This is a genomic window from Streptomyces sp. 351MFTsu5.1 (assembly GCF_000383655.1).
In the GTDB taxonomy this organism is placed as follows: Bacteria; Actinomycetota; Actinomycetes; order Streptomycetales; family Streptomycetaceae; genus Streptomyces; species Streptomyces griseorubiginosus.
This window is the reverse complement of sequence record NZ_KB911786.1, coordinates 247548-267021: the sequence shown is the minus strand read 5'-3', so window position 1 is coordinate 267021 and position 19474 is coordinate 247548. Positions and strand designations below refer to the sequence as shown.

Below are 19474 nucleotides of genomic sequence, written 5' to 3'. Positions count from 1 at the left end.
TGTGCGGTCTGTAGTGCATCGACGAAAGGAGCGCACCATGCGCAAGATCATCGTTTGCACGTTCCTCAGCCTGGACGGCGTCATGCAGGCACCCGGTGGCCCCGACGAGGACACCCAGAGCGGCTTCGAGCACGGCGGCTGGCAGAAGCCGGTGACCGACGACGAGGTCGGCGCGGCCATCGCGAGCTGGTACGAGCCCGCCGACGCGATGCTGCTCGGCCGCAGGACGTACGACATCTTCGCGTCGTACTGGCCGACCGCTGATCCCGGCAACCCGTTCAAGGACCGGATGAACAGCATGCACAAGTACGTCGCGTCCCGAACCCTGACGTCCGTCGCGTGGCAGAACTCCACGCTGCTGGAGGGCGACGTCCCCGATGCCGTACGCGCGTTGAAGGCGACCGACGGGGGCGACATCAACGTCGTCGGCAGCGGTGACCTCGCCCAGACCCTCATGCGGCACGATCTCGTCGACGAGTACCGGCTGACCATCCACCCGGTGATCATCGGTACCGGCAAGCGGCTGTTCGCCGACGGTGCGATTCCGACCGCGCTGGAGCCGGTCAGCGTCTCGACGACGAAGAGCGGCACCGTCGTCGGTGTCTACCGACCGAACGGCAGGCCCGGATACGACAGCTACTAGGACGAGCCGCGCGGCCCGGGCCCTCGTCACGCTGCTGTCCCTTTCGGCGTCGCAGCGCTTGCCGAGCCCTCGGCCGTGGCGGAGGGCTTTCGGCCGGGCTGCCGTGCGCCGACGTAGGCGAGGGCCAGCGTGGCGGTCACGGTCAGGAGGATCACGGCGGCACCCGAGAGCAAATAGGCGTTCTCGACTCCGGCGAGGGTGATGGTGGTCGAGGCCACGAAGGGGGAGATCGCCAGGGCTCCTGCCACCCCGGCCTCCCACAGGCCGAGCGCCTTCGCCAGATGACGGCTCGGTATGCGCTGCTGCACGAGCGCGATCAAGGGGATGTCCGTGAGGGCCGAGGCCAGCCCCGTGGCGGTCAACAGGACCGCTGCCACGGCAGGGGAGGTGACCGTTCCCAGTGGAGCCCGGAACATCCCGAGCAGGGCCCACCCCAGCACCGCGGCCAGGGCGAGTCTGCGGATGCGCAGGCCCGTCAGGAGCAGGGCGCCCACCACTTCGGCGATCCCGGCGACGCCCAGCAACAGACCGTACTGGCCGCCCTGCCCCACGACCGCGACGAGGCCGACGGTCAGGAAGCCGTTGGTCAGGGCGAGGGCGAGCACGAAGGTCACGATGACCACGAGTACGTCGGGAGCGGCCCGCACCGCCCTGAGCCCTGCGCCGAGATCGGACCACAGCCCCGTCCGGGCGCCGGTCGGGGCCGGGCGGGTCACACGGATGGCGGCCACGGCGACCGCCGAGCCCAGGAAGGTCAGTCCGTTGACCACCAGCACGGACTGGAGGGAGCCGAAGGCCAGCAGCGGCGCGAGCATCAGCGGGCCGACGAAGAAGGCTGCCCGGAAAGCGACTTGGAGCAGCCCGTTGGCCTGCTGGAGGCGCTCGTCCGGCACGATCTGCGTGACGATGGCGTTGCGGGCCGGGGCGAACGGGGCTCCGATCAGCGCCAGCAGCGCCGTGGTCGCCACGAGCACGGGCAGATTGAGCAGGTCGAGGGAGAGCAGGACCGAGGCCACGGCCACCACGGCGACCCGGGCCAGGTCGGTGGCGATCATCAGCTTCCGGCGGTCGCCGCGGTCGGCGTACGAGGCGACGACGAAGGTGGCCACGAAGGCGGGTGCGAACGCGGAGACGCTCACCACGGCGACGGCCGTGGGGTCCTTCGTCAGCGACCAGGCCAGCCAGGCCGTCGCGGCGGTGTACAGGCCGTCGCCGAAGCGGGAGATGCCCTGGCCTGCGAAGAGAAGCAGGAAGTTGCGGTCCTTGAGCAGTGACATGCGGCCACTGTCGGGTCCCGTGCCAGGTCTGATCCACTTATTAGGCACATGGCTAATCAGTCGTTCCCGGTCACGTCGCCGTCGCCGTGCAGGAAGCTTTCCAGGCTGGGGGTCAGGCCCGTCACCTGTCCGGGCGCGAGCCGGTACAGGACGTAGTAGCCCTCGCGACGGCGCTCCAGCAGGCCCGCGTCCGTCAGCACGCGCAGGTGCTTGGACAGGGCCGCCTCGCTGACACCGACGAGCGGGGCCAACTCCTGGGTGCTGCGCGGCCGTTCGGCGATCAGCCGGAGGGCGCGCAGCCGGGTGTCGTCGGCGAGCGCCCGCAAGGTGCCGACGAGTTGGGTCGGGGGAATCCTCGGGCGGGCCTCCCGGGCGATGGAGGAGACCGGGAAGACAAGGCCGAGGGGCCAGGGACCGTCGCAGTTGACGCGTACGTGCGGCCACACATAGGCGCTGGGGGCCAGGACGAGGGTGTCGTCCGGCCCGATGGTGACCTCGTGGTCGTGCGGCCGCTCCAGCCAGAAGCGTTCGGCCTGTTGGTCGCTGCGCACCTCCGGCCACAGACCGCGGAGCATGCCGTACAGACCGCGCTGCTCGATCTGGTGTCCGGCCTCGCTGACACCGGCCGCGAGGCCGGGTTCGAGCCGTGCCCATTCCTCCTCGAACGCCTCCCGCCAGTAGCGCTCCAGCATGCTCAGGAACCGTTCGAGCAGTGCGCGGGGATCGTCGAGGAGCATCGCGGCCATCGTTTCGTCGCTCTCCTGTGCGAGGCGCTCCCGCAGCAGGCGGCGTACGTCCGGTTCGTGCAGCACCTGCGGATCCCGGCCCTCGCCGCTGCCCGGCCAGGGCGTGAGCAGCGGGACGGCGAACTCCAGGCGGACCAGCTCCGGATCCGCGGTACGCAGGCCGGCCAGTTCGCCCTCGAAGTCCGTCAGCCGGCCGGTCGGCTGCGGAAAGAGGAACTCGGGGAAGTACGAGCGCACCGCAAAGGAGAAGGCCTCGATCTCCCGTTTCAGCGCCGGGGACAGCTTGCGCATCGCCCGCACCCAGCCGTGCTGGACGGGGTGGTGCTTGGGCTCCACCAGCACATGGAGACTCAGTACGGCTTCCATCGTCGGCGAGTAGGCGAACGCCACCCGCTCCGCACCGCCGACAGGGACCCGGAACACGATCGTCATGACTCGTCATCCTTGCCGCACGGCGTCCACAACGGGAGCCGCGCCGCGCCACCAGGCGCCTTCCGGCACACACAGGCCGGTTCACGCTGACGGGTGAATTCCTGGGCCGCTGCGGCCGGGGCGCTCCGGCGGCAAGGCCCGGTCACAGGTCTGAAGCCCCTGGCAAGGCGGCTCTGAGGTGACTTCCGCGCCCTGCACCGTCATGTGTGTGCAGATACGGAGAGCGACTTGCCAGACGGACCTTCGCGAGAGATGGTTGCCCGAAGACAATGATTTTCTCTGGGGTGGGCGAGGTGAGGGATTCGCGCAGCGGGTCCTCGACATTTGGTTTCTACTCGGGCGCAGGCGAGCGTAGGCGCGGAGCCGGACTTCCCGTGGGGCAGGGCCCCCTACCCGGTGCTGGTCGCTGACGCGGCCGGTGTCCTCACGCAGCGCAACGAGGCCGCTCAGGTCCTGTTGCCCGCAGCCTGCCCCGGAGCACGGCTTGACGATGTGCTCCCGGCCTGGCTCGCCTCGGCCCACCGGTCGATGTGCCTGGAGGGCCTGCAAGGCGGGCAGGAGCCGGAGATGCCGCTGTCCGGCATGATCGAAGGACGTCGTTTCGAGGCGCACTTCAGCCTGCGGGGCGACGGCACGGTGGCGTGGTGGCTGGTGGACGACACCGACCACCAGGTGGCCCGTGAAGCCCTGCGCATGGAGCGGGAGCAGACGGCGTTCCTCTCGGCGGCGTCCAGCACCCTGCTGTCCTCGCTCAACCTCGGGCGCTGCATGGACGTGACCGCGCAGATGGCCGCCGATCACCTCGCCGACGCGGTCCTGGCGATCGCTCCGGCCCGCGGACGCCGGTTGCCGGTGGTGTCCTGCTTGCGTGGCGGCAGCCCCACCACCTCCCAGGAAGTGGTAGACCCTGACGAGGTCCCCGGTCTGGGTGAGGCCCTGCGCGGGTTCCCGCCGGTTCCTTCCCGGTGGATCGACGCTTCTGCCGCGCCGAGCTGGATGATTCCCGAGGGCTTCGGTCCCATCGGGGCCATAGTGATCACTCCCTTGCCCGGGCACGGCGTCCCGGCCGGTGCGCTGGTCCTGCTGCGCAAGGAGGGCAGCGCCGCCTTCACCGAAGAAGAAGAGGTGTTCGCCCGCCTTTTCGCCGCACGTGCCGGAGCGGCGATGTCAGCCGCCCGCCTGTACGCGGAGCAGACGGCCATCACCGAGGTCCTCATGCGGGATCTGCTGCCTCCCGCGCTGCACCAGATCTCCGGTGTGGACTTCGCCGGCAGCTACCGCCCGTCGGCGGATCACGAGCGGATCGGCGGGGACTTCTACGACGTGCACCCCGGCGTCGCGGAGGGGGAGCCGTCGCTGGTGGCGCTGGGTGACGTGTGTGGCAAGGGTCTGGAGGCCGCCGTCCTGACCGGCAAGATCCGCAACACCCTGCACGCGCTGCTCCCCCTGGCCGACGATCACCAGCGGATGCTCACCCTGCTGAACACCGCACTGCTCAGCTCGCACCACACCCGGTTCGCGACTCTGGTTCTGGCGTCCGCAGCCCGCAAGGGCAACGAGGTGCGGGTGCGGCTGACCAGTGCAGGCCACCCGCATCCCCTGATCATCCGCGCGAACGGAACGGTCGAGGAGGCCGACACCCGCGGCACCCTGGTCGGGGCCCTGCCGGACATCAGTGCCCGCACCACGACCGTCGCGCTCGCCCCCGGGGAGTCCTGCATCCTCTACACCGACGGAATCACCGACGCCAGGGGCGGCCCGCTGGGTGACGTCCTCTTCGGTGAAGAACGCCTCAAGCGCGCCCTGGCCGAGTGCGCCGGTATGCCGGCGGAGGGCATCGTGGAGCACGTCCAGATGCTCGCCTCCCAGTGGCTGGGCAACCGGGACCACGACGACATGGCCGTCGTCGCGATCTCCGCACCGCGCACCCACCATCTCAGCGCGGTGAACGGCCACACCCGGGGCAGGTACACCGGATGAGCACGAGCGCTTCGCCCCGCTTCTCCGCACCCGCACCCGCCCCCGTCCGCGACCTGGCCGACCGGCTGTGGCACGCCGTGGTGGCCGGGGACGAGCACACCGCCACCGACGTCGTCCTGGGTGCTCTGGACGACGGCCTGGACCCGGAGTCCGTCCTCCTGGACGTGATCGCGAGGGTCCAGGGCAGAGTCGGTGAGGAATGGGCCGCGAACCGCATCAGTGTCGCGCAGGAACACGCCGCCACGGCCATCAACGAACGCGCCGTGACCGCACTCGCCCTGCGCTCCGCCGGCGCCCGCCGGACGCCCTGCCGAGGCCGGATCACGGTGGCGTGCGTGGACGGTGAATGGCACGCGCTGCCCGCCCGGCTGCTGGCCGAGGTGTTGAAGCTGCGCGGCTGGCAGGTCGACTACCTCGGAGCGCAGGTGCCCGCACCGCACCTCATCTCCCACCTGCACACCACGAAGTCCGACGCGGTCGCCCTGTCCAGTTCGATCGCCACCAGGCTTCCCACCGCTCATGCGGCCATCACCGCGTGCCAGGCCATCGGAGTCCCCGTCCTGGTCGGCGGCGCCGCGTTCGGATCCGACGGCCGCTACGCCCAGTTGCTCGGCGCCCAGGCGTGGGCCCCGGACGCGCGGGCGGCCGCCGACCGGCTGGCCGAGGCGCCGCTGCCGCGTCCGCGACCGGATCACCAGCAGGTGGAAGACCTGCCGCATCTGGTCGACCAGGAGTACACGTTGGTGGCCCGCAGCAGCGCCTCCCTGGTGCGGACCGTCTTCCTCGCCCTCCAGGACGCGTTCCCGGCCGTGCGGGCCTACGACGACTTGCAGCGCGAGCGCACGGCCGAAGACCTCGCCCAGATCGTGGAGTTCCTCGCCGCCGCCCTCTACCTCGGCGACGACGCCCTCTTCGTCGGGTTCATCACCTGGACCGACCGGATTCTCCGCGCGAGGAACGTGCACGCGCAGGCCCTGCCGCCGGCCCTGGACCTCCTGGCCCGCGAGCTCAAGGACTTCCCCCGGGCATCGCGCATACTCAAGCGCGGCATCGAGGCCCTCACCACCGACCAGCACACAGCCGGGACACCCGCATGACCATCCTGCCTCCCGCACTCCACCTGACCACCGTCGAGACCAGGCATGCGGTCCGCATCGAAATCGCCGGGGATCTCGACTACGACAGCGCCGACCGCCTCCTGGAGGAGGCGACCGCCCGGCTTTCGGCCCGACCGGGTCTCGAAGACCTGCACCTGCACTGTGCGGGAATCGGCATGGTCGACTCGATGGGGCTGTCGATTCTGTTGATGATCGGCCGCCGAGCCAACGCGGCACGGGTACGGCTGCATCTGGACGACCGGCCTGCGCAACTCGACCGGCTGCTCGAGATCACCGGTACGCTCGAGTACTTCACGGCCCAGCCCGCCACCGGTGCGGCAGCCACGCAACAGGACACGGCAGAATCCCCCGCGACCGCGACCGCGATCACGACCACGAGAAGAGCCCGAGCGAGCGGCCCCACCGGACCGGACGCCACCACCTGAGCCATGCCCGGCCGGGTGGACGACCTGACGACCGGAGTCGCGGGCGACGGTCAACTGCGGCCGGCCGCCCCAGCTGTCAGGGATGCGGTGGCGGTGGCGGCATCGTGCGGAGCCCAGGCGGTGACTCCGGCCAGACCAGGAGCACCGGGCACGGAGCGTGGTCGACGACAAAACGGCTGGCCGGACCCAGGCTGCGCGGACCGACACGGGAACGGTCGCCGTCACGCGCCAGGATCAGCAGATCGGCGCCCTCGGCCGCGGCTACGACCTCCCGCTCCAGGCGGCCGGTCCGCTCGACCCGTGTGCTCGGGCGCCCGAGCCGATCGGCAGCGGCCTGGAGGAGTTCCTGCGCGGAGGCGGCGGCGAGCTCTTCCAGGCGCGTGCCGGGGTCCCGCTCGGGGTGGCCGCGACCGAGCAGCCCCGCGAAGGCGCCGTGCGCGACTCCCGGCACGTCCGCCGGGTTGACGTGCAGCAGCACGACGTCGGCGTCCGCCGGGGCCAGGACGCGGGCGGCGTCCACGCAGGCGGGCCAGTTGCCCTCGACGATCCAGACGACCACTGCCATGAGGTCAGCCTCCTCCGATCACGGCCGGCGAGTCCCATAGTGACGGTACGGCGGTCGCCGGGCCCACCGGGAGGGACGATACGCGCCTCGGCGGAGCAGCCGGGGGAAGGACGAGCGACAGGCCGACGCGCCGAGGTGCGACCATCAGCGCTGTGCGATTCCACTCCAGAACGTCATCGGCCGGCGTGGTCGAACAGCCCTTCACGCTCGGCGAGGTACCCGGAGTGCTGTGGACGCCGGAGGGCGCCCACGGCACTCGCCCGCTGATCCTGATGGGACACGGCGGCGGGCAGCACAAGAAGGCTCCCGGCATCCTGGCTCGCGCACGTCGCTTCGCCGCCGAGGGCGGTTTCGCGGTCGCCGCGATCGACGTGCCCAACCACGGCGAGCGGCCGACGGATCCGGAGTTCGACCGGCTCGCGGCCGAGTACCGGGCACGCGTGACCGCGGGCGAGAACACGGCTTCGCTGGACACCGCCCTGTACGCGCTGGTGGTCGGGCAGACCGTCGCGGACTGGCAGGCGGTCCTCACCGCCGTTCAGCGCCTCGAGCACGTCGGCGATGGACCGGTCGGCTACTGGGGGATGTCGCTGGGCTGTGCGCTCGGCATGCCGTTCGTCGCAGCGGAGCCTCGAGTCCGCGCCGCGGTGCTGGGCCTGCAAGGGTCCACCGTACTCACGGAGGCCGCCGCGCAGATCGTCGTGCCGGTGCAGTTCCTGGTCCAGTGGGACGACGAGCTGATGCCCCGCGCACAGAGCCTGGCCTTGTACGACGCCATCGGCTCAACGGAGAAGACACTGCACGCCGGCCCGGGCAGACACGGAGATCTGCCGCGCTTCGAGGTGGACGACTCGCTGCGGTTCTTCGCCCGGCATTTGGGCTGACGCACCCATGGCTATCGGCTGGAGCACCGGCGGCTCCAAGAGTTGCCCGACCCGGATGCATGATCTGCAGGACGCCGGGCAGTCGGGGCGTAGGGCCTTGCAGCGCTGTTCCCCCGTGGCGTTGCAAGGCCCTTTCCCTGACCCGCGCGACCTGCCGCTTTCTCATCGACCGCGCTGGTCCGGCTGTCGCTACGGTGACCGTACGGTCGCCCGTGCAGGCCCCGGGCGCCGCGAGAGCAGGGTGTCATCCCGGAACTGCTCTGCCCCTACGGCGAGTTGATGCGCCGTCGCCTGGCCGGCGGAGGGGGCGAGGAGGGCCTGGCCGGCCTGGTCGGCCTGCTCGGGCGATGACCGAGGTTGGGGCACCCCCGGAGGGCACGCTACGGACGGGTGCCCGAGGGGCGCGCGGTGCAGGTCAGGTCCTTGGCAGGGAGGCGGCCGGTGGCGAGGTAGGCGTTGACCGTGGTGTCGACGCAGGGTGAGCCGTAGACGCCGTACACCGCGTGCTGGTCGGCGCCGCGCAGGGTGACCAGGCGGGAGGAGCGCCATGTGCGGTGTACCGCCGTCGCGCCGTCGTACGTGGTGCGCGGGTCTCCCGTGGCGTTGACGAGCAGGGCGGGCAGGTCGGCCCTGATGGAGGTCGGGCGTTCACGGGGCGGGTCCCAGAAGGCGCACGGGTTGATGTTGTACGTGACGGGCCCGAACAACGGATCACGCTCACGCGCCCGTTGGACGTCACGCCAGTACACCTCCGGGTCCCTCGGAGCGGCCGCGTCACCGCACAGGATGGCGGTCTGGACGCTGCCGTAAGGGGAATCGCTGCCGGTCAGCATGAATGCGAGGGCGCCGGCGAGCCACGGCGAGGGGGTGACCTGCCGCCCCTGTGCCGCGCGCAGCAGGTCCTGGACCCCCTGTGCCAAGTCCCCGTAGGCGCTGTCGTTGTCCTGCGAGAGGCCGTTGAACACGACCAGGGGCACGAGGTGTTCGTCCACCCGGTACTCCCCCAGCCGCAGGGGTGTGCGGGCGGCGGCCGCCTGGACGTGGTCCACGTTCGCCAGCACCGCCCCACGGGTGCGTCCCAGGCCGTAGGTGGCGTCGCGGGCGGCGGTCCAGGAGGCCCAGTCCTTCAGGGCGTGGCGGTTGGCCTTCTCGCTGCCTCGCAGCAGGCGGGGTCCGTAGCGGGCCGGGTCGATGACACCGTCCAGGACGACCCGCTCGATTCGGCCGGGGAACATCGTGGTGTACACCTCGCCGAGGTAACTGCCGTACGAATAGCCCAGGTACGAGATCCGCCGCTCACCGAGCGCGGCACGGATCACGTCGAGATCCCGTGCCGTGTTGCGGGTGGTGGCGTACGGCAGGACGTCCGCCGCGTGGCGTCGGCAGCGCTCGGCGAGGTCCTTGGCGAAGGCCGCGTTCCGGTCGAAGCCGGCCCGGTCGACGCCCGCACCCCGGAACGCGGTGCCGGTCGGCCAGTGGCAGTCCAGCGGGGTGCTCCGGCCGACGAAGCGGGGGTCCACACCGACCACGTCGTAGCGTGCACCCACGTCCTTCATCGCGGCGCGGACCCACGGCGGGTCGCCGAGCGTCTGCCCACCCGGGCCGCCACCGTTGAGCAGGAGCGGACCGACGCGGTGGCGGGTGTCGGTGGCGCGGATCCGGGAGATCGCGACGGTGATCGTACGGCCGCCGGGGTCGGCGTAGTCCAACGGCACCCGCACGTCGGCACATTGGGCGCCCGCCTGCTCTAGATCCTTGCCTGTCGCGTCGTCCGGGCCGCGCACGCAGCTCTTCCAGTCCAGGCGCTGATGATGGAAGCGGGCGAGGGCGTCGGAGGCCGCTTGGGCCGGGAGAGCCGTGCCGGGTAACGCGGTGAGGGCGAGAGTGAGGGTGGCCAGGGCCAGGGCGGCCTTTCCCACCGTTGCCGAAGTGCCTTGCGGCGAGGGGGCGGAGCGGATCACTGACGTTTCCCTTCGATCGGGGATGTGGCCGCCCGGGAGGGCGGGTCCTCGCAGAACGCGGTCTGTACGACGTCGAGGAAGTCCTGTTCGGCCTGGAGCGTGGCCGGTACCTCGTTGAGCGCGACGGCGACGGTCCGTCCGCCCGGACCCACCGCGGTCAGTGCCCGGTGGCCTCCGGGAACGGTCCCGGCATGTCCCCACCACCGGCCGCCGCAGCGCAGCGGGGAGGAGATCAGGCCGAGCCCGTACCGGGCGCCGGGCCAGAGGCGGTCGGGGTCGGCGGCCACCGTGTGCCGCATCTCGGCGAGTTGGGCCGCGGGCAGCAGCCGGCCGCCGAACAGCGCGCTGATGAACCGGCTCAGGTCGGCGGGCGAGGAGACCAGTGCGCCGCCGACCCCGCCGAAGGTCGTGTTCCAGGCGGTGCCGTCCGTGAGACGGCCGTCCTCCGCCGTGAAGTAACTGCGCGAGTGCGGTCCTTGGATGCGGATCTCGTCCCCGGGCCAGTACGTGTCGCGCAGTCCGAGAGGCTGGATGACGCGACGGGCGATCTCCGACTCCGGCGCGTGTCCGGTGACTTCACGGATGATCATTCCCGCGAGGAGGTAGTTGGTGGTGGCGTAGTGCCAGGCACCGCTCGGGCGGGGTAGGTCGAGGGCGCGGGCCACGAGTGCGCGCGGCTCGAAGTGGCGGTACCGGAGGCGTTCGGGGTGCTCCCATTCGGGGGCGTCGAGGTAGTCGGGCAGCCCGCTCGTGTGGCGCAGCAGCTGCCGTACGGTGATGTGGCGGCCGTCGTATCCGTTGTGCCGGATGACACCTGGCAGGTAGCGGTCGACAGGGGCGTCGAGCGCGAGCTTGTGCTCGGCGGCGAGTTGGAGGACGACGGTCGCGGTGAACGTCTTGGTGACACTGCCGGCCCGCAGTCGGTCGGCTGCGTTCATGGGGCGACCGGAACCCAGGTCCGCCGTACCGGCGCTTTCGGTCCAACTCCCGCAGGGTGCAGTCGCGTTGGTGTTCCTGACCAGAGCGGTGTTCTTGACCAGAACGACGGCACCGGTGATCCGGTCCCGGCCGGTCAGGGTGCGCAGCGCCTGACGCAGTTCGGCGTGAGGCACGCAGACGGGGTCGGGCCGGGCGATGGGCAGTGGTGCGGCAGCAGACGGTGGTGGTGCGGCGGCCGGTAATGCCGCGGCGGGAGCGGCGGGCATGGCGAGTGCGGCCAACAGGGCTGCCACGCCTGCGCGTCCGCGCGTCGTCGAGATGAGAGGGAAGAGCGCCATGCGCCCCAACGCTAGGCAGGCGCCGCCACAAGGTCACTCGGGCTGGCGGCCCCTTCGCGGGTGGGGGCAGCCGTAGGGACAACCTCCGGCACACCCCAGCACCGGCCGGCAGGCCGACGCTCGTGTGGTCTGTGACACCGCTGTGACCGGAGGTGTGGGTTCCACCACAGCTCACACGAGGAACCCCTGGTGAGGTGGACGGATGCCGACCCTCCCCCGTACCTCAGCATCCGTCCTCGCCGCGACTCTGCTGCTCGCCGCCTGCGGCACCGAGGGCGCCCCGCCGGGCGGTGGAAACGGCGAAGCCCCGGTCCAGGCAGAGGTGTTGTGCCCCACGGACCACTCGGCGCACGGCGACATCCCGCCCTCCGAACCGTCTCCCCGCCCCTCCGGCCGGCCGTCCGCGTTGCCCCTGCCCTCCGGCGGAAGTGCGACCGAGGACGGCGTGAAAATCACCGCGTTGCACTCCTGGGGCCCGGAGAGCGGCTGCGCGGGGGTCGACTACAGCGCGGACTTCGAACTCACCAACCAGCTGACGGAAGCCGCCACTTACACTCTCACCTTCGGGTTCCTGTCGGCGGCCGGCGGTGCCGTCGACCAGGGTGAGCGGACCGTCGAGGCGGTCGGGCCGGGGCGGACGGTGAAGGGAACCGTCATCATGAGGGAGACGCTCGGCACCCCGCCCGCCGTCACCGGCGTGGACGTGACCAAGGTACGCAGCGTTCCCGAAGCCGAGGCGTCCTCCGCCTCGGGAACGTGTCCGGAGTCGGGCGTGCACGTCTACGCCGACGAGGGGGACGCCGCCATGGGGCTGCGGGTCGTCGGCCTGCATCTGGTCAACTGCGGCACGCTTCCGTACCGGCTCGACGGCTATCCGAGGCTCGAACTGCAGGACGAGGCCCACAAGACCGTGGACAGCGTACGGATCCTGGAGGGGACCGACCGGATCAGCACCGGGCTCGGAGGGGACGGCAGCCCCGAGCCCGTGGTGCTGGGCCCGGGTGAGGCAGCGGTGGCGGACCTGGCCTGGCGCAACACCACCCAGGCCGGCGAACCGGTGAACGCGCCGTACGTCCGGGTGTGGGCCAGGCCCGCCGGCGCTCCGGTGATGGTCGTACCGGAGCTCGATCTCGGGACGACCGGCCGGCTCGGCGTCGGCCCGTGGCGCAAGGACGAGACGAACCGAGGTGCCGCCGGCACGCCCGCCACGCGCCCGTGACCGTGCTTCCTGGTCGATTCCACTCGTCACAGCGACTCGTCAAGGCGACCCGTCATGGCGGTCACAGCCGTCTGCTCGCGCGCGCGTTCCGACACAAAGCCGCAGGTCATCGGCGTCGCTCCCCCGCCGGAACGAGCACCGCGCACGTCCCCGCCGGCACCTGTCCCGAGAGGTCTCCGTCACAAAAATGCTGTGTGCGGCGGCTGAGTGGGAAAACGACACCGTAACCCAAGGAGGATGGCATGGCGGGCGATCGGATCGGACTGGCTGAGGTGCTGGCGGCGGCTGAGGATGCCGCGCCGGTCAGCTCTCTCGATGTCGTGGCGCGCAATCTGCGCGATCGGTTCGGTGCCCGGTACGTGTCCTTCCTGTTCGTCGACATGGTGGGCCAACGCCTGCTGCGGGTCAGCGACGAAACCACCGCGCCGCAAGAGCGGCACAGCGAACAGGTCCGGCTGATCAGTGACGATGCGTACGGCGAGGTCCTGCGCACCCAGAAGGTCGTGTGCGTTCCCAAGGACGGGGAGGATGTGAGTGTCCTCGCACCCGTCTCGAACCGGGGCGACACCATCGGCATCCTGGAACTCGTCCTCACCCACACCGACGAGGACGTCCTGGCGCAGGTGGAGGAGGCCGCGCACGCGCTGGCGTACATCATGGTCGCCGACCGCCGTTTCACCGACCTCTACCACTGGGGCAACCGCACCACCCCGGTCAGCCTCGCCGCTGAGATCCAGCGCCAGCTCCTGCCTTCGGCCGCCTCCTGCGAGGCTCCCCAGTTCGCCCTCGCCGGCGCTCTCGTCCCGGCCGCGGACATCGCCGGTGACACCTACGACTACTCGCTCGACCGGGACACCCTGCACCTGTCCGTCACCGACGCCATGGGGCACGACGTCGACGCGGCCCTCATGGCCACCCTCCTGATCAACGCCTCCCGCGGTGCACGGCGTGCCGGGGCGGACCTCGCCGAGCAGGCCCGCTCGACCCACCAGGCCCTTCTCGACCACGGGCGGCGCACTTTCGCCACCGGCCAGCTGTTGCGTATCGCTCTGGACGGCGGCACGGCCCAGTTGGTCAACGCCGGTCATCCCTGGCCGCTCCGGTTGCGCGGGGGCGAGGTCAGCGAGGTGTCCCTGGCCGTGAACCTGCCCTTCGGCGTCGTCGGCCAGGGCGCGTACCGGGTGCAGGACATCGATCTGCGTCCCGGTGACCGTCTCGTCCTGTTCACGGACGGCATGGTGGAGCGCCAGGCGGAGAAGGTGGACCTGCCGGACCTTCTGCTCGACACCGCGGCCGAGCACCCGCGGGAGGTGGTGCGCAGTCTCGTCGACGCGGTCACCGACGCCTGCGACGGCCACGTACTCGACGACGCGACCGTCCTGTGCCTGGACTGGCACGGCCCCCAGGAGACGGAACGGTACAGCCGCTAGGCACACCGCCTTCACTGAGCCGGCCGACGGCGGACCGACGGCGATCCTCGCAAGAGCCTGGGCATCACCGCGGCCGACGTCGTGGGGCAAGTGCGCCGCTCCGCTTCCCCGCAGGCGTGCACCGGGCACGTGCGGACAGCTCGATAGGCGGACGGCATATGCCAGCAGTACCACCCCCACAACGCACGGCACATCACTGCCGCATCCGACGTAGGGTCCCTCATCCCCGCGCCCGGTCCGCTTCCCGCAGGGCAGTCATGGCCGACTGGGACTGGTGTACGACGTACGGACGACCGATCCCGAGGCGACGGCAGCGCAGGCGACACCTGGTGCACTCCCGTCACACCCTCACCACGGGCACCCGAGACGGTCGGCTTCCCCGTCGGCCTGCCCCCGGGAAGTTCAACGGAACACCCGTCCGGCCCCCGGCCACCCGCATAACGTGCGATGACCCGAACCGCTCCGCCTCCCCCGCCTTCTTGGGGTCCGTGACTTCCGGGCCCACCGCGCTAGGAGTTTTGGGATGTCCTACGACCGCTCGGAATTAGCCCTGCCGCACCGGCACGACGGGCGGGTCCCCTCCCCCACCGCGCTGCGGCCATCGCCTCCTCCGGCGGTCGCGGCGCGCCCGGGCAGCGGGGCCCGTCCGCGTTCGTGGTCCAGCTACCACCGCGCACTGCGGGTCCTGCGCCGCGCCTGCCGCTGGCAGCGGCGGGTGGCGACCCTCGTCGCCCTCGGCTACTTCGCCGTCTTCCTCACGCTGACCGTCAAGGCCCCCGCCCTCATGTCCCGCCCCGCCCCCGGCGGACTCCCCACCGGCCTGCTGCTCGCCGTGGTGCAGATCCCCGTCACCTGGCTGGCCGTCCTGCTCTTCGAGTACTCGGCACGGCGGTTCGTCGACCCCCTGGCCCGCAGGGTGAGCCGGTACGGCCGACCGGCCGACGGGGACGGACGGCCCCGGACATGACCGACCTCGGCGGCTCCGCGCAGTCCTTGTCACTGGTCGCCTTCTGCAGCATCGTCACCCTCACCCTCCTGCTGTGCGTACTGACCGGCCCCGACCGCGACGACCTGGAGGAGTTCTACACCGGCTACAAGACGCTCTCCCCGCTGCGCAACGGCCTGGCGGTCGCCGGCGACTACATCTCGGCGGCGACCGTGCTCACCATCGGCGGGGTCATCGCGCTGTGCGGTTTCGACGGAGTGGTGCTGGCCCTGAGCACCCTGCTGTCCCTGCTCCTGCTGATGTTCCTGCTGGCCGAACCCCTGCACAACACCGGCCGGTTCACCATGGGGGACGCGCTCAGCCGCCGCGTCCCGGGGCGAGCTGCGCGCATCACCGCCTGCGTGGTGACCCTGCTGTCGCTGATCCCGATGATGATCGTGCAACTGGCGGGCGTGGGACAGCTGTTGGCGTTCATCCTCGGCTTCTCCGACCGGGCCATGCAGACCGGCTGCATCGTCGGCGCGGGCATCCTGATGATCAGTTACGCAGCTCTGGGCGGGATGCGGGGGACCGCGCTGATCCAGATCATCAAGACGGTGATCCTCCTCGGCTCGGGCCTCGTGGTCGCCGTGCTCGTCCTCGCGACCTTCGGCTGGCACCCGGGCACGATGGTCGACACCGCGGCGCAGCGCAGCGGCACCGGCCAGGCGTACCTCCAGTACGGCCTCCAGTTCTCGGACGGACCGCATCCCGGACTGGACATGATCAGCACTCAGATCGCGATCGTGCTCGGCGGAGCCTGTCTGCCGCACGTCACCATGCGGATGTTCACCGCGGGCAACGCCCGTCAGGTGCGGCGCACGATGTCCTGGGCGGTGTCCTCGGTCGCCCTGTTCATGCTGATCATCACCGTCGTCGGGCTCGGCGCCACGGCACTGGTCGGCCGCGAGCGGATCACGGCCGCCGACCCGCACGGGAGCACCGCCTATCTGCTGGGCGCGCGCGCCGTGTTCGGGGCCGACGTGTCCCGCGTCGAGAGCCTGGTGTTCAGCACCGTGACCACGGCGATCTTCCTGACCCTGCTGGCGTCCGTCGCCGGGATGACGCTCGCCTGCGCCAACTCCCTTGCCCACGACGTCATCGCGTCGCGGAACAGGGGCATGTCCCCGCTGCGGGAGATGACCCTCGCACGGGTCTGTGCGCTGATCGTCGGCGTGCCCGTGCTGCTGCTGGCCACGCTCGCCCAGCACCGCAGCCTCCAGCCGCTGGCCACCCTCTCGTTCTGCATGGGCGCCTCCGCCATCGCCCCCGCACTCGTCTACTCGCTGTTCTGGCGGCGCTTCAGCAAGGCCGGACTCCTCGGCACACTGATCGGCGGCTCGCTGGCCGTCCTGGTGCTGATGTCGGGAACCCGGCTCGTCTCCGGGACCCCCACGTCGGCCTTCCCTGAGGCCGACCTGAACTGGTTCCCCTTCACCACGACGGCCCTGGTCTCGGTACCGGTGGGCTTCGCCTGCGGCTGGCTGTGCACGATCCTCGGCGGCCGCCGCAGCGCCCGCCGCGCCCGCGAGCGCTACGCCGGCATCGAGCAGCTGATCCTCGCCGGCCCCCCGCGACGCCGGCCGAGCTGGAGCCCGGACGAACCGTGAAAGGTGCCGTCCCCGGGACATCACTGTCGTCCCGGTGTCGAGAACGCGGGTGTCGCTCCGTCCCTGGTACAGCAACGGCGACGAGCGAGAGGAACGACCATGGAAGCGAACGAGATCACCGAGGTCCTGAACCGGCCCATCAGCCGGGAGCTGCTGGCCCGCGACGTGACCCGTCTGGCCTACGTCGCCAAGGACGGCACGCCCCGCAATGTGCCGATCGCCTTCACCTGGAACGGTTCGGAGATCGTCATGTGCACCACGAAGAACGCTCCGAAGCTCGCGTCCCTGCGCGAGAACCCGGCGGTCGCCCTGACGATCGACACCGAGGTGCACCCGCCACGGATCCTGCTCATCCGCGGCCGGGCCGAGCTGGACTTCGTCGACGGCATCCCGGACGAATACCTCCAGCCGACCAGCAGCTACGAGATGACCGCCGAGCAGCGGGTCGAGTGGGAGGCGGAGGTGCGATCCCTGTACCACGACGGCATGGTCCGCATCGTCGTCACCCCGACCTGGGCAAAACTGATCGACTTCGAGACGACTCTGCCGAGCGCGGTGGAAGAACTGGTCCGACAGCGGGAGGAACGACAGCAGGCCTGAACTCCTGCTGGAGGGAAGCCGAGCCACTGTGCCTACCGCGGAGCAGCGCGTAGCGTGTTCAGGCATGACGCAGCTGCCGGACCTGCCGCAGAACTCCGAGTTGCTGAACTTGCTCCGGCGGTGGGGCGCTCCCCACAAGCCATGCGGCTGCGACTACGAGGGGTGGGAGCTGCACACCCACCCCGATCTGGTCCAGAGGCTCGCGGACCTGGCCCCCCGGTGGCCCGCTCCGGCGACGTTCGGTGTGCCTGTGCTTGCCGCAAAGGGCATCGCCGCGGCCCTGGCCCAGGGCACGGACACGCTGCTGGTACGCCTTCCCGAAGCGCCGCCCGCCTCCTTGATTCCCGCAAGACCGTGCCCGCCCCTGACGGATCCGGACGGCGACTGGTACTCGCTCGACCCATGGCAGAGTGAACTCCCCTCGGCTGAGTCCAAGCGCCTGTTGGCACGGGTGATCCAGCACGCGCTCACCTATGCGGCGAGCATGTCGGACGACGACAGCGTCGACTGGCGGGGGCACCCGGTACAGGCTCCACCCGTACGCCGCAGAACCGCGCGGATGCTCCGCTCTAGTCCGCATAGCGGGCTGTGACGCACTCCTTTCCGCCACCCGCAGCCGCGCTGAAACAGGCCCGCACGGTGGTTCCGGAGCTGACCGCGCTCATGAGGGTGTGGACGTACGTGTCCGCCTGTCTCGGGGTGGCGACCCGCGCGCTGTGACGGGAGCCGTGGCCGCCACTCGTCGTGATCTCGACGCGGTCGCCCACGGCGGCGCCCCACATCCGGGCCCAACTCGTCCCGCACGGACGGCTGTAGCGGATCTGGATCCAGGCGCCCGTGGCGGTCTCGTGCTCGGCGAGGGTCAGCGGATCGGCACCGCATCTCGTCGCGAGCGGGTCCTTGTCGTGACAGGTCGACCGGCTGCACAGCGCCCCGGTCGCAGCAGCGGGCGGCGAGGACGGCGACGCCGCTCTGCGGTGCAGCGGGGGAAGGTTGATCAGCACGAGCGTGCCGATGACGACGGCACAGGTCGCGGCGAGGGCGGTGACGACATCCGCGCGGCGGACGTGGCCATACATCCCGGTGCGAGCAGGTGTGCGCGTGGCCTCGGCGGCGCCCGGGGTCGTCGCCGCCGAGGCATCGCCGGATGACGTCCTCTCTGTCGCCGTACTGCCGTCCGTCCGCTGCGTGCGGGCGATGTCCAGTAGTGCCAACGCGTGGTCCGCTGGCTCGCCGGCGAGATGGCACAGTTCCTTGACCGCGCTGCGCGGCGGCAGGCTCCTGCCGTTGAGATAGCGCTCCCAGGACGACCTGCTGTAGGTGGTGGCGGCCGCGAGCCGGGTGAGGCTCAGCCCGGTGCGTTGCCGCAACTCCTGCATGACGGCGGCGAGTCGGGCGCCCGGCGGAGAGGGGGCGCTGGGTGTCATCCCCGCAGTGCCTTCCAGGAGTGCGGCCCCAGCATGCCGTCGACGGTCAGACCCTCACGCTGCTGGAACGTCTTGGCCGCCCGCAGGGTCAAAGGGCCGAACATGCCGTCGATCCCGCCGGGTGAGATGCCGGCCCGGCGCAGCAGACACTGCGCTTCGGCGACGTCGGCTCCGGAGTCGCCGTAGCCGATCTCGGTGTCGCGGCCCTTGTTGATGCCGGCCGACCAGTGTCCCTGGATCCGCGTGATGTGGCAGGTGTAGGAGGGCGGCGGGGAGGACGCGGCGCTGCGCGGTGCGGCTGTGATGACGGCCGGGGTGGCGTCGTCGCCGAGGCGCAGCACGAGCAGCAGCGCCGACAGGAGCGCGACGGCCAGGGCGGCGACGCCTGCGATGAGGGCGAGGTGCGGAAAACGCCCGGGTGCGGGACGTGCCGGTCCCTCCGGTTCCGGCTCGAGCCGCCGACGACTTCCCCATGTGTCGGCGGCGACCTCGCGCAGCGCGAGCAGGGGTACGGGATCCGTGGCCGTGATCCGGGCCAGCGCCTCCACCGCCTCCCGTGGCGGCAGCGACGTCCCACCGAGATATCGCTCCCACGACTTGGCGCTGTATCCCGTCTTGGTCGCGAGCTGCCGCATCGTCAGCTCGCTGTGGTCCCTGAGCCGACGCAGGTCGGTCACCAACTGCCGTGCGCTGGGATCGAGTTCCGCGGGCAGCGGCTTGGAGAGCGGCATGTTTCCCCCAAAGCGGTCGTCAGCGTGGTCAGACGCTCGAACAGCGGCCCTCACCGCTGCTGCGCATTCTGCATGAGCGCGTCACATCTGTCACAGCTGTCCCACATCGTCGTCCCACTGGACGGTGTTGCCGCAGGTCAGCGGGGTGCGCGTCCCAGAAGTAC

18 protein-coding genes are annotated in these 19474 nt (G+C 70.9%); 11 read left to right on the top strand and 7 right to left on the bottom strand.

The features are described from left to right. Positions 1-37 precede the first annotated feature (37 nt). The gene (locus tag H295_RS0126705) at positions 38-643 is read left to right on the top strand and encodes a dihydrofolate reductase family protein (RefSeq protein ID WP_020138421.1); all 606 of its coding nucleotides are present in this window, start codon (positions 38-40) and stop codon (positions 641-643) included. 26 nt (positions 644-669) lie between these two features. On the opposite strand, the gene H295_RS0126700 is transcribed toward H295_RS0126705, so the two are convergent. Beyond that, positions 670-1920 (bottom strand): MFS transporter, encoded by a 1251-nt coding sequence (locus tag H295_RS0126700; protein ID WP_020138420.1) that lies wholly within the window; start codon positions 1918-1920, stop codon positions 670-672. 56 nt (positions 1921-1976) lie between these two features. Further along, a complete protein-coding gene (locus H295_RS0126695) occupies positions 1977-3098 on the bottom strand; it encodes an ArsR/SmtB family transcription factor (RefSeq protein WP_020138419.1) in 1122 nt (373 codons plus the stop codon). A 396-nt stretch (positions 3099-3494) separates the two neighbouring features. Between H295_RS0126695 and H295_RS0126690 the strand changes: the two genes are divergently transcribed. Genes H295_RS0126690 through H295_RS0126680 form a run of 3 tightly spaced genes read left to right on the top strand, consistent with a single transcriptional unit; the run spans position 3495 to position 6621 of the window. After that, on the top strand, positions 3495-5078 hold the full coding sequence (locus tag H295_RS0126690) for a PP2C family protein-serine/threonine phosphatase (protein ID WP_020138418.1): 1584 nt from the start codon (positions 3495-3497) through the stop codon (positions 5076-5078). Continuing rightward, the gene (locus H295_RS0126685; protein ID WP_020138417.1) at positions 5075-6175 is read left to right on the top strand and encodes a cobalamin B12-binding domain-containing protein; all 1101 of its coding nucleotides are present in this window, start codon (positions 5075-5077) and stop codon (positions 6173-6175) included. Before H295_RS0126690 ends, H295_RS0126685 begins: the two co-directional genes overlap by 4 nt. Continuing rightward, on the top strand, positions 6172-6621 hold the full coding sequence (locus H295_RS0126680; protein ID WP_020138416.1) for an STAS domain-containing protein: 450 nt from the start codon (positions 6172-6174) through the stop codon (positions 6619-6621). The genes H295_RS0126685 and H295_RS0126680 overlap by 4 nt, the downstream gene beginning before the upstream one ends. 76 nt (positions 6622-6697) lie before the next feature. On the opposite strand, the gene H295_RS0126675 is transcribed toward H295_RS0126680, so the two are convergent. Next, on the bottom strand, positions 6698-7186 hold the full coding sequence (locus tag H295_RS0126675; protein ID WP_020138415.1) for a universal stress protein: 489 nt from the start codon (positions 7184-7186) through the stop codon (positions 6698-6700). A gap of 152 nt (positions 7187-7338) precedes the next feature. On the opposite strand from H295_RS0126675, the gene H295_RS0126670 reads away from it, so the two are divergent. Next, positions 7339-8070: a dienelactone hydrolase family protein gene (locus tag H295_RS0126670; protein WP_028809777.1), complete on the top strand. Its 732-nt coding sequence runs from the start codon at positions 7339-7341 to the stop codon at positions 8068-8070. A gap of 380 nt (positions 8071-8450) precedes the next feature. On the opposite strand, the gene H295_RS0126665 is transcribed toward H295_RS0126670, so the two are convergent. Then, complete coding sequence (locus H295_RS0126665; RefSeq protein WP_020138413.1) at positions 8451-10031, bottom strand: alpha/beta hydrolase; 1581 nt, start codon at positions 10029-10031, stop codon at positions 8451-8453. Further along, on the bottom strand, positions 10028-11308 hold the full coding sequence (locus H295_RS0126660) for a serine hydrolase domain-containing protein (protein WP_028809776.1): 1281 nt from the start codon (positions 11306-11308) through the stop codon (positions 10028-10030). Before H295_RS0126660 ends, H295_RS0126665 begins: the two co-directional genes overlap by 4 nt. A 202-nt stretch (positions 11309-11510) precedes the next feature. Here H295_RS0126660 and H295_RS0126655 point away from each other — a divergent pair, with 202 nt between their 5' ends. From H295_RS0126655 to H295_RS0126625, 6 genes are all read left to right on the top strand, one after another. Further along, positions 11511-12527: a DUF4232 domain-containing protein gene (locus H295_RS0126655; RefSeq protein ID WP_020138411.1), complete on the top strand. Its 1017-nt coding sequence runs from the start codon at positions 11511-11513 to the stop codon at positions 12525-12527. Positions 12528-12769: 242 nt separating this feature from the next. Beyond that, positions 12770-13957, top strand: a complete 1188-nt coding sequence (locus H295_RS0126645) for a PP2C family protein-serine/threonine phosphatase (RefSeq protein ID WP_020138410.1) — start codon at positions 12770-12772, stop codon at positions 13955-13957. Between the two features lie 523 nt (positions 13958-14480). Next, positions 14481-14924: a DUF485 domain-containing protein gene (locus H295_RS0126640; RefSeq protein ID WP_020138409.1), complete on the top strand. Its 444-nt coding sequence runs from the start codon at positions 14481-14483 to the stop codon at positions 14922-14924. Next, positions 14921-16552 carry a cation acetate symporter gene (locus H295_RS0126635; protein ID WP_020138408.1) on the top strand — a complete coding sequence of 544 codons (1632 nt, stop codon included), beginning with the start codon at positions 14921-14923 and terminating at the stop codon, positions 16550-16552. The genes H295_RS0126640 and H295_RS0126635 overlap by 4 nt, the downstream gene beginning before the upstream one ends. A 99-nt stretch (positions 16553-16651) precedes the next feature. Next, on the top strand, positions 16652-17152 hold the full coding sequence (locus H295_RS0126630) for a pyridoxamine 5'-phosphate oxidase family protein (protein ID WP_020138407.1): 501 nt from the start codon (positions 16652-16654) through the stop codon (positions 17150-17152). Between the two features lie 64 nt (positions 17153-17216). Then, positions 17217-17744 (top strand): hypothetical protein, encoded by a 528-nt coding sequence (locus H295_RS0126625; RefSeq protein ID WP_020138406.1) that lies wholly within the window; start codon positions 17217-17219, stop codon positions 17742-17744. Here H295_RS0126625 and H295_RS0126620 read toward each other — a convergent pair. Together H295_RS0126620 and H295_RS0126615 are read right to left on the bottom strand one after the other, a co-directional pair. Then, positions 17722-18579 carry a helix-turn-helix domain-containing protein gene (locus H295_RS0126620; protein WP_020138405.1) on the bottom strand — a complete coding sequence of 286 codons (858 nt, stop codon included), beginning with the start codon at positions 18577-18579 and terminating at the stop codon, positions 17722-17724. The genes H295_RS0126625 and H295_RS0126620 overlap by 23 nt on opposite strands. Continuing rightward, positions 18576-19310 carry a peptidoglycan-binding protein gene (locus H295_RS0126615; protein ID WP_020138404.1) on the bottom strand — a complete coding sequence of 245 codons (735 nt, stop codon included), beginning with the start codon at positions 19308-19310 and terminating at the stop codon, positions 18576-18578. The genes H295_RS0126620 and H295_RS0126615 overlap by 4 nt, the downstream gene beginning before the upstream one ends. Between the last annotated feature and the right edge of the window lie 164 nt (positions 19311-19474).

Coding starts and splice junctions, on each gene's coding strand:
- H295_RS0126655 (WP_020138411.1), top strand. CDS start 11,511: ATGCCGACCCTCCCCCGTACCTCAGCATCCGTCCTCGCCGCGACTCTG.
- H295_RS0126620 (WP_020138405.1), bottom strand. CDS start 18,579: ATGACACCCAGCGCCCCCTCTCCGCCGGGCGCCCGACTCGCCGCCGTC.
- H295_RS0126625 (WP_020138406.1), top strand. CDS start 17,217: ATGACGCAGCTGCCGGACCTGCCGCAGAACTCCGAGTTGCTGAACTTG.
- H295_RS0126630 (WP_020138407.1), top strand. CDS start 16,652: ATGGAAGCGAACGAGATCACCGAGGTCCTGAACCGGCCCATCAGCCGG.
- H295_RS0126660 (WP_028809776.1), bottom strand. CDS start 11,308: ATGGCGCTCTTCCCTCTCATCTCGACGACGCGCGGACGCGCAGGCGTG.
- H295_RS0126700 (WP_020138420.1), bottom strand. CDS start 1,920: ATGTCACTGCTCAAGGACCGCAACTTCCTGCTTCTCTTCGCAGGCCAG.
- H295_RS0126685 (WP_020138417.1), top strand. CDS start 5,075: ATGAGCACGAGCGCTTCGCCCCGCTTCTCCGCACCCGCACCCGCCCCC.
- H295_RS0126695 (WP_020138419.1), bottom strand. CDS start 3,098: ATGACGATCGTGTTCCGGGTCCCTGTCGGCGGTGCGGAGCGGGTGGCG.
- H295_RS0126675 (WP_020138415.1), bottom strand. CDS start 7,186: ATGGCAGTGGTCGTCTGGATCGTCGAGGGCAACTGGCCCGCCTGCGTG.
- H295_RS0126680 (WP_020138416.1), top strand. CDS start 6,172: ATGACCATCCTGCCTCCCGCACTCCACCTGACCACCGTCGAGACCAGG.
- H295_RS0126615 (WP_020138404.1), bottom strand. CDS start 19,310: ATGCCGCTCTCCAAGCCGCTGCCCGCGGAACTCGATCCCAGCGCACGG.
- H295_RS0126640 (WP_020138409.1), top strand. CDS start 14,481: ATGTCCTACGACCGCTCGGAATTAGCCCTGCCGCACCGGCACGACGGG.
- H295_RS0126635 (WP_020138408.1), top strand. CDS start 14,921: ATGACCGACCTCGGCGGCTCCGCGCAGTCCTTGTCACTGGTCGCCTTC.
- H295_RS0126645 (WP_020138410.1), top strand. CDS start 12,770: ATGGCGGGCGATCGGATCGGACTGGCTGAGGTGCTGGCGGCGGCTGAG.
- H295_RS0126705 (WP_020138421.1), top strand. CDS start 38: ATGCGCAAGATCATCGTTTGCACGTTCCTCAGCCTGGACGGCGTCATG.